The 12517-nt window shown below is 36.3% G+C and carries 13 protein-coding genes, 2 tRNA genes, 1 rRNA gene and 1 riboswitch; all 16 genes read right to left on the bottom strand.

Translation table 11 applies throughout. The features are described 5' to 3' along the window. Positions 1–142 (bottom strand): 16S ribosomal RNA (locus BM305_RS07080); the annotation flags it as partial. Between the two features lie 262 nt (positions 143–404). After that, positions 405–493: transfer RNA gene (locus tag BM305_RS07075), tRNA-Ser, on the bottom strand. A gap of 80 nt (positions 494–573) precedes the next feature. Continuing rightward, positions 574–659, bottom strand: a tRNA-Ser gene (locus BM305_RS07070). Between the two features lie 223 nt (positions 660–882). After that, positions 883–1596, bottom strand: coding sequence for a 2-C-methyl-D-erythritol 4-phosphate cytidylyltransferase (gene ispD / locus BM305_RS07065; RefSeq protein ID WP_092559991.1), 714 nt, complete (start codon positions 1594–1596; stop codon positions 883–885). A 10-nt stretch (positions 1597–1606) separates the two neighbouring features. Further along, entirely contained in the window at positions 1607–2629 is a 1023-nt protein-coding gene (tsaD, locus tag BM305_RS07060) for a tRNA (adenosine(37)-N6)-threonylcarbamoyltransferase complex transferase subunit TsaD (protein ID WP_092559990.1), read from the bottom strand. A 2-nt stretch (positions 2630–2631) separates the two neighbouring features. Continuing rightward, a complete protein-coding gene (locus tag BM305_RS07055; protein WP_092559989.1) occupies positions 2632–3237 on the bottom strand; it encodes a DUF6715 family protein in 606 nt (201 codons plus the stop codon). A gap of 27 nt (positions 3238–3264) precedes the next feature. After that, entirely contained in the window at positions 3265–4179 is a 915-nt protein-coding gene (locus BM305_RS07050; RefSeq protein WP_092559988.1) for a ribonuclease Z, read from the bottom strand. A gap of 170 nt (positions 4180–4349) precedes the next feature. Continuing rightward, the gene (locus BM305_RS07045; protein WP_092559987.1) at positions 4350–4571 is read right to left on the bottom strand and encodes a hypothetical protein; all 222 of its coding nucleotides are present in this window, start codon (positions 4569–4571) and stop codon (positions 4350–4352) included. An 80-nt stretch (positions 4572–4651) separates the two neighbouring features. After that, entirely contained in the window at positions 4652–5107 is a 456-nt protein-coding gene (rimI, locus tag BM305_RS07040) for a ribosomal protein S18-alanine N-acetyltransferase (protein ID WP_207649463.1), read from the bottom strand. A gap of 31 nt (positions 5108–5138) precedes the next feature. Beyond that, positions 5139–5846, bottom strand: coding sequence for a tRNA (adenosine(37)-N6)-threonylcarbamoyltransferase complex dimerization subunit type 1 TsaB (gene tsaB, locus BM305_RS07035; RefSeq protein WP_092559986.1), 708 nt, complete (start codon positions 5844–5846; stop codon positions 5139–5141). After that, positions 5843–6274: a tRNA (adenosine(37)-N6)-threonylcarbamoyltransferase complex ATPase subunit type 1 TsaE gene (gene tsaE, locus BM305_RS07030; RefSeq protein WP_092559985.1), complete on the bottom strand. Its 432-nt coding sequence runs from the start codon at positions 6272–6274 to the stop codon at positions 5843–5845. The genes tsaB and tsaE overlap by 4 nt, the downstream gene beginning before the upstream one ends. Next, positions 6271–6780 carry a YcxB family protein gene (locus BM305_RS07025; RefSeq protein ID WP_092559984.1) on the bottom strand — a complete coding sequence of 170 codons (510 nt, stop codon included), beginning with the start codon at positions 6778–6780 and terminating at the stop codon, positions 6271–6273. The genes tsaE and BM305_RS07025 overlap by 4 nt, the downstream gene beginning before the upstream one ends. 118 nt (positions 6781–6898) lie before the next feature. Next, the gene (locus tag BM305_RS07020) at positions 6899–7513 is read right to left on the bottom strand and encodes an ECF transporter S component (protein WP_092559983.1); all 615 of its coding nucleotides are present in this window, start codon (positions 7511–7513) and stop codon (positions 6899–6901) included. 110 nt (positions 7514–7623) lie between these two features. Beyond that, a riboswitch (FMN riboswitch) is annotated at positions 7624–7740 on the bottom strand. A 92-nt stretch (positions 7741–7832) separates the two neighbouring features. Continuing rightward, a complete protein-coding gene (locus tag BM305_RS07015) occupies positions 7833–9974 on the bottom strand; it encodes a Tex family protein (protein ID WP_092559982.1) in 2142 nt (713 codons plus the stop codon). 85 nt (positions 9975–10059) lie between these two features. Continuing rightward, positions 10060–11271, bottom strand: a complete 1212-nt coding sequence (locus BM305_RS07010; RefSeq protein ID WP_092559981.1) for an aspartate kinase — start codon at positions 11269–11271, stop codon at positions 10060–10062. Positions 11272–11280: 9 nt separating this feature from the next. Next, entirely contained in the window at positions 11281–12495 is a 1215-nt protein-coding gene (locus tag BM305_RS07005) for a cofactor-independent phosphoglycerate mutase (protein ID WP_092559980.1), read from the bottom strand. Positions 12496–12517 lie beyond the last annotated feature (22 nt).

Below are 12517 nucleotides of genomic sequence, written 5' to 3'. Positions count from 1 at the left end.
TTACCCACGCGTTACTCACCCGTCCGCCACTCAGTCACAAAAGCTTCCACCCGAAGGCTTCCGCTTTTGTGCTTCGTTCGACTTGCATGTGTTAAGCACGCCGCCAGCGTTCATCCTGAGCCAGGATCAAACTCTCAAATAAAGTTTTTTTCCTTCAGAAATCTAGCTTGGCTATTTTCCGTATACTTCCCTTCCTCTTACCGGAAGTTCTGTATTTTACTGTTTTTTGGGTGCATCTTTTTATAGATGCTGTTCTTTGAAATTCTTTTTGAATTTTCAAGGTTGTTTCACTGTTTAGTTATCAAAGTTCTTTGTAAGACATGTAGTCACTCAAGACTAGCTTAAGTATTTTATCATACTTACATTTGGTTGTCAACAAGTTTTTTTCATTTCTTTTTGACAAACGGAGAAGGAGGGATTTGAACCCTCGCGCCGCTATTAACGACCTACTCCCTTTCCAGGGGAGCCCCTTCAGCCACTTGGGTACTTCTCCAACAAGTGCTTCACACTTCATAATGTTCAGCTTAACATTTATACAATCCTGCAATAAAATCACCATAGTAATTTCACTAACGGAGAAGGTGGGATTCGAACCCACGGCCCCTTTCGGAGTCACTGGTTTTCAAGACCAGCTCCTTAAACCACTCGGACACCTCTCCAAACACGCTTGAACATTATATCATTATCACCAACATGTGTCAAGTACTTTTTAAAAAATATTATTTAAAACATCTTTTCATATTGGTTATCGCTCTTCAAATCACTTACAGCGACAAGACATATTTTATCATTATTCTATTAGTCTGTCAACTATTTTTTTATTAATTTTTCTTTTTTTCAAACAATTCATACATTACCTCTAATTTGCCTGCATAAAACATACTAATCTTCTTTTTTATGCCTGCATTTAAAAAAGGCTTCCGCAATTACTAGATCCTCTGGTGTAGTAATTTTCATATTTTCATAGCTCCCCATAACCAGTTTCACCTTGTGACCAGTCATACTTTCTAATACCATGGCATCATCGGTCACATCAGCAGCCTTATTCCAACTCAACTTTTCATAAGCATTCAGAATTAATTGGTACTCAAATACTTGGGGTGTCTGAACCGTCCATACGAATTCTCTTCTTGGGGTTTCCACAACATAGTCTGACTGATCTGCTATTTTAATAGTATCTTTTACAGGTACCCCAACTACACAAGCCCCTTCTTTTTGAACAGCAGAATATGTTTTCTCTATCATACAATTAGTAACAAATGGTCTGGCTCCATCATGTATATACACATAGTCTGCATTCTTTATGGCATTTAGCCCAATACGGACAGAATCATATCTTTCTTTACCCCCCTCCACAATAGATACAACTTTTTGAAAGTGATATTTTTCGACAATATTTTCTTTACAGTAATCAATTTGATTTTTTCCTGTAACAAGCACAATTTCATCAACTAGACTGTCCTCAAAAACTTTCAGAGCATAATACAAAACTGGCTTATCATTTAGTACTAGATACTGCTTGGGAACTGAACTATTCATCCTTCTTCCCTGACCCGCGGCAAGCACAATTGCTGCTACTTTATTCTTCTTCATCATTTTAACTTTACTACCTTTGTCCTATTTTTAAGTTAGGAACTGCATTTAATTCAAGTCCATGCCTTGTTCCATTCATAAACTCATAGTAACCTGCTGCTGCAATCATAGCTGCATTATCCGTACAAAAAACAGGCGATGGATAGAACAGCTTATATCCTTGTTTATTGCATGCCTCATTCATTCTTTCACGAAGTCCATTATTAGAAGCAACACCACCTGCCAGCACTACCGTTTTCATATCGAGATGTTGTGCTGCCTGTATAGTTTTTGTGACTAGTACATCAACCACTGACTCTTGAAAAGATGCCGCAATATCTGCTGGTTTAATTTCTACGTTTTTCATCTGACACATATTCAAATGGTTTAATACAGCTGACTTTACACCACTAAATGAAAAATCAAAAGGTGCATCTGTAATATTTCCTCTAGGAAAATGGATCGCATTTCTATCCCCTTCTTTTGACAACTTGTCAATCTTTGGTCCTCCTGGATACCCCAGCCCGATTGCTCTGGCAACTTTATCAAACGCCTCACCCGCTGCATCATCTCTTGTTCTTCCAACAATTTCATATTTTCCATAATCCTTAACAACTACTAAATGAGTATGTCCACCCGATACAATAAGACATAAAAAAGGCGGCTCCAGTTCTTTGTGTTCAATATAATTTGCAGATACATGGCCCTCTATATGATGCACGCCAACTAATGGCTTATTTTTTGCATAGCTAATGGCTTTTGCTTCTGCTACCCCAACTAATAATGCCCCCACAAGTCCTGGTCCATAGGTTACTGCTATTGCATCTATTTCATCTAAATTTTTCTGAGCATTTTCCAACGCAGCCTCAATGACCTGATTTATTTTCTCTATATGCTTTCTAGATGCAATTTCAGGAACAACTCCTCCATACAACTTATGCAAATCTATTTGAGAAGAGATTACATTAGACAACACTTCCCTGCCATTCACCACCACTGCTGCTGCCGTTTCATCACAAGAGGATTCAATCCCCAGTATCACAATTTCATCTTTCATATTTATTCTTCAACCTCTATTTCATCCAAATCCGCCAGTGACCATCCTACAATTTTCCAAGAACCCTCACTATCTTTGCGTAATAAAAATTTTTCAACTGTTTTCTCATAACTGCTTTTTACCTTCAAAGAATACTCTGCCAGTATTGTAGCATACTCTTCTTCATCCACAATGCTATAATCTATACCACTGTCTTTTTCAATGATATAACTGCTAATGGTCTGTTGTAGTTCTTTATATTCCTTTATTTCAAGAATTAAAGTTTCAATGTGTTTATCAAGAGGATTTTCTTCGTTTAGTTTTTCATCAAACAACACTCTTAATTTCCCTGTCAATGTATCAATTTCTGATTCTTTCAGCTTAGTATTATATAAACATTTTATAATCCTGCTATAAAGCTTTACCACCTCACGCGGTGTCTCAGGATACGCGTTCTGAAGGTCTTTATCAATAAGTAACTGGTACTCACTTTTGACATTCGTATCATTATTACTGGATTTACTATCTATATGCCAGTAAAAAAAAAGTACAATTAATACTAGTATACCAATTGCAACTATATTTTTAGGTTCAAATTTTATAGCTTTTAGACCTTTTAGACCTTTCATAATAACTCCTCCTTTTAGAGAACAGACTTACTCCTCTTTATCGAATTCCAGCGTAATGCTCTTTAAATCCTTGACTGTTTTAGTATTACGAAATATTTTTCTTACTTCCTGCAAATATTCTTCTGGTCTGACTAATGACGGACTATAATGAGTAAGCCATAATTCCCTTACTTTGGCAACATCAGCAAGCTGTGCAGCCTCATAAAAAGTCATATGCTTATACTGAGATGCCTTTGCATCTTTATCTTTTTCTCCATACATTCCCTCGCAAATAAACAAATCAGCTTCCATCGCATTTTTAGAAATAACAGGAACAGGTCTTGTATCAGTACAATATGCAACCTTAATCCCCTTTCTTTCTGAACCTAATATCAAATCAGGCGTATACTTTCTGCCTTCCTCCTCTATTATCTCACCTTTTTGCAAACGGCTCCACAACCTTTTAGGCACTTCATTTTCTAACGCCTTTTCTAACTGAAATTTTCCTGCTCTTGGTACAGACAGAGCATATCCGTAACAACTTACATTATGATTCACCTTATATGCATAAATCATATATCCATTTAATGCAATTGTTTCTTCTGGTTCTATTAATTCTATAAACTCTATGGAAAAAGGGAGTTCTGGTGCTATAACCCGAAGTGCATTCACTACTCGCTCCAGACCCTTTGGACCAATCATGGTCACCGGCTCCGTCCGATCTGCATTTCCCATTGATAACAAAAGTCCTGGTAATCCACTAATATGATCTGCGTGGTAATGTGTGAAGCAAATAGTATCAATCCCATGAAAGCTCCAACCCTTTTCTTTGATTGCAACCTGAGTGCCTTCTCCACAGTCAATCAGCAGGCTGCTTCCATTTAACCTCGTCATTAATGAAGTTAATCGTCTTCCTGGAAGCGGCATCATACCCCCCGTACCTAATAAACATAAATCTAACATGTATTTTCCTCTCTTTATGCCACATATTGCAAGTGCCATTTTAACAAATTTATTTCCATATAAATTATTTATTTATATTACCATATTTTCTTATTTTAATCAACCCGGCTGTACTCGGCCTTAGCTGCAACTGCAAAAGGAAGCCTTCTGGCTTCCTTTTTCCATTCACGTTACATAACCTCTGTCTTTTTTATTACCTTGACCGGAATTTTAAACTGAGAAGTAATTTCTTCATAACAGGCTTCACATATATTAAATTTGTGTATTTCTGTATCTTTGTTAGAAAAATATCCCCATTCTTTTTCTGCCTCAAAAACATCTTCTCGCATTATTCCATTTCTTACTTCAATTGCTCGACCACATACATTACAGAAAACTCTTTTGACTGCCATTAAGCTTATCCCTCCTGAAGACCCAAGTTTTCAAATCTATTATAACACCTATAATAAGTTTTCGAACTGGTAATAATATCTTAATCCCTATTTCTCATACAACCTGAACTATTATCATCTGTCAGCCACATAATTACTGCATTTTCCAGAGGAGCTTCATAAAAATTTTTGCGTATTCCAGCAGAACTAAATCCAAGTTTCTCATACAAACGAATTGCCTGCATATTACTTTCTCTTACCTCAAGTGTAAATTGCAATAAACCTTCATCTCGCCCTATCCTTATTAATTCCTTCAGCATCTCAGTTCCAATTCCCTTACATCGAGCCTCTGGTTTGACTGCAACATTGGTAATCTGCCCTTCATCTACAACACCCCAACAGCCACAATAGCCAACTATTTCCCCTTGTGGTTCTTCCGCAACCAGATAAATATTTTGTCTGTTCTTCATAGATGTAAAAAAATCGCTTTTTGACCAAGGTTTTGAAAACATTTTATTTTCAATACTACAAACTTCTTCCAAATCATCTTCACACATAAACCGAATCAATTACTTTATCACCCTTTACTTACCTTTCATTTTGCTTTTCCAACAGTTCACGTTCCGCCTGAGACAATCTCAAATATACAGGCTTATGTTCTTGAGCAGATTCACAAACCCCCTTATCAAAATATACAGCACCTAAAGCGGCGATGGAAGCTGCCCGCTGTCTTGCCAGATGAGGAGGTGCAAAGAAATAACCTGTTTTTAAAATGCTTTGAATTATTTCTTGATAAACCGGAACTCCATCCCCCAAGAAAATCACATCTCTTCCAACTTCTTTAACTTTCAACAGTATGTCCTCAATTGAAGAAGCATTCTGTTGCAAAATTACATTAAATTCTTTTCCCTGAAATTCATACAAACCCGTATACACTTGGTTTCTTCTGGCATCCATTATGGGGCAGATTATCTTATCTGTCCCAAACAGATTATATGCCAAGCTGTCTACTGTAGGTACCGATACAATAGGTTTATCCAATGCCAGCCCAAGTCCTTTTGCTGTAGCTGCACCAATTCTTAATCCAGTAAATGAGCCTGGTCCACCTGCCACTGCTATTGCATCTATTTGCTCCAGTTTCAGTTCCAACATTTTAACCAGTTCATCCAGCATTGGTAACAAAGTCTGGGAATGAGTCTTTTTATAATTAATGGTATATTCACCAATAATTTCTCCATCTCGCAAAACTGCAACAGATGCTACCAACCCTGAGCTATCTATCCCTAATATAATCATAACTGACTTTCCTCCAATTGAATTTTCCGATAGTCAAATCCTTTTTCAGAATCCTTTTCAATCGAAATAATTTTCACCGTTTCTGGTAAAAGTTCTTTTATCAGTCCTGCCCATTCAATCAGACAGACTCCTTCCCCATAAAAATAATCTTCATATCCTAATTCATACATTTCTTCAATATCTGAAATTCGATAGACATCAAAATGATAAAACGGAATTCTCCCATCTTCATATTCTTGAATAATAGTGAAGGTCGGGCTGCTGACTGCCTCTGAAATACCCAGTCCTTTGGCAAAACCTTGGGTAAATACGGTTTTCCCCACCCCCAAATCGCCTAACAGACAGTATATTTCTCCAGGTCTGCATGCTTTACCTATCTGCTCTCCAAATAAGAAAGTATCCTCTGCTTTGAAACTCTCATATATCATACTTTACTCCATTTACACTGTTCTTTCTTTAAATTTTGTGAAATAAGTTCCTTCACCTGAACAGCTTTGTCTGAATACTGCTCTTTTGGCCAAATAAATGCTCTCACTGGTGACATATATACAATAATACTTTTTTTCGTTTCTACTACCTTCCGAATGTCCTCCCAGGCTACAGCTGCTTCTTCTTCCATTTGACTCACCTTAATACCTGAACCGTCTATCAAATATAGTAATGGTTTCTGAAACATAGGATTCAGCTTTACCTGCTGTGCCGCTTTTAATTTTAGCTGAAGTGGCTGTACCACCGTAAATAATGCACCTATTCCTGCAAGCATAACATTCTTTAATGTATCATTATGCTGATAACCTATTGCTAAAAAGATAAGTGCTACTACACTAATTAATATTCCAACGATTCCCGAAACACCGCCATATGTGTGCTTTACCAAAAAGTGATGCATGTCTTTCGGTGTTATAATAATGCTTAGTCTTACTTCTTTCTCCACACAGCTACCTCTTTCCGAATTTATAGTACTATTAAAATTATATCAAATTTATATAAAAAAACAAGCTTTCAAACTATGTTTTTGAAAGCTTGTTTTAATTAATCATTTATATTCCTGCCTATTGCTCTGTCATAAAGTTTTTTAAATATTTATAGCAAAAGAAACCAATTATTGAAATTGCTAATCCCTTTGCAATATTGTATGGGGTAATACCCAGAATTACCAGCGTAAATAAGTCATTAATTGCTGGTATTGTAGCTGTTGCCCACCCAACAATTGTTTCAATTTCTAGATGGTATACTTTTGCCTGAAGAGGAATCATCAAAAAATAGTTCATTAATATGCCAACAACAGACATACTTATTACACCTGTAATAAATGGTACACTATATTTTCCCCTTCCTTTCAGCTTACGGAACAAATAGCATGTGGGATATATGTAAGCTACGCTAATAATAAAATTAGCTATTTCTCCAACACCACCTGTAGTAGTTGCGGTAATTCCTTTGATTAAATTTTTAATCATCTCAATCATAATACCAACTAATGGGCCATACACAAATCCTGCTACTATAGCAGGGATGTCACTAAATTCAAATTCAAGAAATCCTAAATACTTAAATGGCAGATGTAAAAGCTGTAAAACGTAAGAAAGTGCTGCCAGCATTGCAATAATAACTAATTGTTTTGTCGTAAATATTCTGTTCTCAGTTACATTTGTTTTCTTTAACATATTGTTCCTCCTCTTCCTCGATAAGTACAAAAAACAGCCTCTAAAAATTACGAGGCTGCTTTTTATTTCGTTTGATTTTCAAAACCTTTTCTATTATAGATTTTGAAACACGTTATCTTCTCTCATCCAGACTTTACTGTCGGTTTTGGAATTGCACCAAATCAACCACTTAATGGTTCGCGGACTATACCGCCGGTCGGGAGTTACACCCTGCCCCGAAGACTTCTTATTCAGTTTATATATCTATTTTAATGTAATTTAGAAAAGTTGTCAAGCATTATTAGTAAATTATTCCATATTTATAAAATATTATGTCGTTTTATATTTTCATTGAAAGCTGTATCCGTTTTTTTGCCAAGTCTACACTCATTACCTTTACTTCAACAACATCACCAACACTCACTATCTCCAGCGGATGCTTTACAAATTTCTTATCTGACAATTCTGATATGTGTACCAAACCATCCTGATGTACCCCGATATCAACAAATGCTCCAAAATCAATTACATTTCTAACCGTTCCTTTTAAAACCATCCCTGGTTCCAAATCCTTCATTTCCAAAACATCTGTCCTAAGAATAGGCTTTGGCATTTCATCTCTTGGATCACGTCCTGGCTTCTCTAATTCTTTTATAATGTCTAATAGCGTAATCTCACCAATTTCAAGTTCCTGTGCTAATGCCTTCTTATCCCTTATCATTTTTCCAAGGCCTGTCACACCGCCTTTTATGTCTTCTAGCTTGTATCCCAGTTTATCTAGTAGTTTTTTTGCTGCATCATAAGATTCCGGATGAACACTTGTGGCATCCAGTGGATTTTTACCTTCTACTATTCTCATAAAACCTGCGCATTGCTCATATGCCTTTGGTCCTAGCTTTGCTACCTTTAATAACTCTTTTCTTTCAACAAACTTGCCATGTTCTTCTCGATACAAAACAATATTTTTAGCAATTACCTTACTGATTCCAGAAATATACTCTAATAAAGAAGCAGATGCTGTATTCAAATCAATTCCCACTTTATTCACGCATCCTTCTACCACGCCATTTAAAGCTTCGCTCAATTTTTTCTGGTTCATATCATGCTGATACTGGCCAACACCAATTGACTTTGGGTCAATTTTAACCAATTCAGCTAGTGGATCCTGTAACCTTCTTGCAATAGATGCCGCACTCCTTTGTCCTACATCAAAGTTAGGAAATTCTTCTGTTGCCAGCTTACTGGCAGAATACACAGAGGCACCAGCTTCATTTACAATAATATATTGAACAGGTTTATGAAGTTCTTTTAACATTTCTACTATTACACGTTCTGACTCTCTGGAAGCAGTACCATTTCCGACAGAAATTAATGTAATTCCATACTTTTCAATTAAATGCTTTACCGTCTTTTTAGACTCTTCCACTTTATTCTGTGGTTCTGTAGGATAAATAACTGTGGTATCTAATACCTTTCCCGTTGCATCTACAACAGCAAGCTTACAGCCTGTACGAAAGGCGGGATCCCATCCCAGTACAACCTGTCCTACAATTGGAGGCTGCATAAGCAGTTGTTCCAGATTTTTTCCAAAAATTTTAATTGCCCCATCCTCAGCCTTTTCCGTTAAATCATTTCGGATTTCCCTCTCTATTGCTGGCGCTATTAGACGTTTGTAACTATCTTCTATGGTTGTCTTCAACACTGGAGCTGTATATGGATTATCTCTTGAAATCACTTGCTTTTCTAAATAAATCAGTATTTTCTCATCAGGTGCTATTATTTTAACTGTTAAAATTTTTTCCTTTTCCCCTCTGTTTAATGCCAAAATACGGTGTCCAACAATTTTATTAATTGGTTCCTCATATTCATAATACATCTCATATACTGATTTTTCTTCTTTCTTTTTTGCCGTTGAATTTATTTTACCTTCTTTTACGGTTGCATTACGGATATAAATACGATAATCTGCTTCATCTGCTATATTTTCTGCTATAATATCCATGGCTCCTTGAATCGCTTCTTCCACAGTTTTAACATCTTTCTCCTCCGATACATATGGCAATGCTTCCTGTTCTAGAGGCTTTGTAGTTATTTGCAGCAAAATAATATTGGCTAGGCCTTCCAATCCCTTTTCCTTGGCAACAGTTGCCCTTGTCCGTCTTTTGGGACGATATGGCCGATATAAATCTTCCACAACCACTTGTGTCGTTGCCGCTATAATTTGCATTCTTAACTCATCCGTTAATTTTCCTTGTTCCTCAATACTGGCAAGCACCTGCTGCTTTTTCTCTTCCAAATTTCTCAAATACGTCAAGCGTTCACTGAGATTTCTTAATTGTTCATCATCTAGAGAACCATGTTGTTCTTTCCGGTAACGTGCAATAAAAGGAATGGTATTTCCTTCATCAATTAATTTAACAGTAGCTTCTACTTGCCATAGCTGAATATTTAACTCATCTTTTAATTGGTGTAAAATGTTCATTGAACTTCCTTTCTATAAAAGCCTTGCAAATAAAAGCATTTATTCCGCTTCCTTTACAAGGCTTATCTTAATTAGTATTTATGAATTATTTCCCTAAGCTGAACGCATCATGTACTGCATTCATGGCTACCTCTTCATATTTTTCATCAATCAATACCGTTACTTTAATTTCAGAAGTTGAAATTTGCTTTATATTCACACCACAGTCATACAGTGCCTCAAACATTTTTGCTGCAACACCAGCATTTGTCATCATTCCTGCCCCTACAACAGATACTTTAGTAACTGTTTTCTCAACATCTATACTTTGACACTTTAGACTGCCGCTTCTATGTCTTTCAATTATTTCAACAGCTTCATCTGCAACGTCTTCGGCTACTGTAAAGCTAATATCCTTTGTTCCATCTCTTCCAATAGATTGTAATATAATATCAACATTAATATTGTGATTTGCAAGATGATTAAATAATTTAAATGCAACCCCTGGTTGATCTTCTAATCCAACTACAGCAATACGTGCCGTATTTTTATCACATGCTACCCCACTTACAAGCATTTTTTCCATTTTTACTTCCTCCTTAACTACTGTTCCTTCTGTTTGATTTAAACTTGAACGGACTACCAGTTGTACCCCGTATTTTTTTGCCATTTCTACAGAACGATTATGAAGAACACCCGCTCCTAAAGTAGCTAGTTCCAACATCTCATCATACGTAATTTCATCTAGCTTTCTAGCATTCTTTACTTTTCTTGGGTCAGCTGTAAATACACCATCTACATCCGTATATATTTCACATGCATCTGCATGAAGTGCTGCTGCTAATGCAACTGCTGTCGTATCTGAACCTCCACGGCCAAGTGTTGTATAATCATTAAATTGATTAATACCTTGGAAACCTGTAACAATAACAATTTTTCTATTTGCTAATTCATTTCTGATGCGTTCAGTATCTATTCTTTTTAATCTGGCGTTTCCATAATCAGAAGTTGTATGCATTGCTACCTGAAAAGCATTAAGTGAAACTGCTGATACTCCTAAAGCTCCCATAGCCATAGCCATTAATGAAACCGATGTTTGTTCACCAGTTGTCAAAAGCATATCAAGCTCTCTTTTTGAAGCATTTGGATTAATATCCTTTGCCTGTGCTAAAAGAACATCTGTCTGTTTTCCCATTGCAGATAAAACTACAACCACATCATTACCTTTTTGATATTCTTCAATACATCTTCTGGCAACATTAAAAATTCTTTCCTTATCGGCTACCGATGTTCCGCCAAATTTTTTTACTATTAACATAGCTGCCTCCTAATTCATTATTCTATTTTCTAAAAATTCAGATAGAAGCATATATCCTTCTTCTAAATAATTACCACTATTTTTTGCATCCTTTTCGTTATAATGCCATTCTTTTTCTAGTAATCTTGTACTGTCATATATCATATATGGTACTGGATTGCTAGTATGTGTTCTTAGTGCAATTGGAGTGGGATGATCTGGCATAATCAAAAGACGGTAATCCACTCTCGCTTTATCCATCTCTTCCTTAACTACTTTTATCACTCTTGCGTCAAAATATTCAATTGCTTGAATTTTACGCTCAAGACTTCCCTGATGGCCCATCTCATCTGGCGCCTCAACATGAATATAAGCAAAATCATAGTCCTCTTCTGTTAATGCCTTCACAGCTGCCATTGCCTTGCCCTCATAATTAGTATGGAGCGTTCCATCTGCACCTTCTACTTCAATATTTTTTAACCCAGCGCCTACTGCAATTCCTTTTAATAAATCAACAGCCGAAATCATAACACCCTTTTTATGATTCTTCTCTTCAAATGAATCTAGTGCTGGCTTTGTACCTGCACCCCAAAACCAAATGGAATTAGCTTTATTTAAGCCTTTCTTTGCTCTTTCTACATTAACAGGATGATTATTTAATATTTCATAGCTTTTAATCATCATGTCTTTCAATAAATTTTCATTTGGCAAATAACTTCCTATCACTTTTCCCAGTATGTCATGGGGAGGTGTCAATTCCACCACTTCTCCATTATCCCATATAAGCAAATGCCGATAACTAGTTCCTGTATAATATCGAACTATATCTGTCTCAAGTTCCGCTTTAACTGCTTGCAGTAAAATATCAGCATCCTCTGTTGATATTTCACTGGAACTATGATCAATAATTGTTTTCTCTTCATATGGTAAATCATCGTCTGAAACAGTAACAATGTTGCATCGGATTGCAATATCACTTTCTTTCATGTCCACACCAATGCTCAATGCTTCTAATGGTGATCTTCCTGTGTAATATTTTTTTGGATCGTATCCCAAAACCGCTAAATTGGCAGTATCACTTCCTGGACTCATACCTTCTGGGATTGTATGTACCAATCCTATTGTAGAACACTGGGCAAGACTATCCATTGTTGGAGTATTTGCATACTCCAATGGTGTCTTTCCCTCTAGTTTCTGAACTGGTTCATCTGCCATTCCATCACCTAATAAAATTATATATTTCATATAGAAAAACCTTCTTTCACAT

Origin of the sequence: Anaeromicropila populeti (assembly GCF_900112775.1) — a bacterium.
In the GTDB taxonomy this organism is placed as follows: Bacteria; Bacillota; Clostridia; order Lachnospirales; family Lachnospiraceae; genus Anaeromicropila_A; species Anaeromicropila_A populeti.
This window is presented reverse-complemented; position numbering and strand designations above follow the sequence as displayed.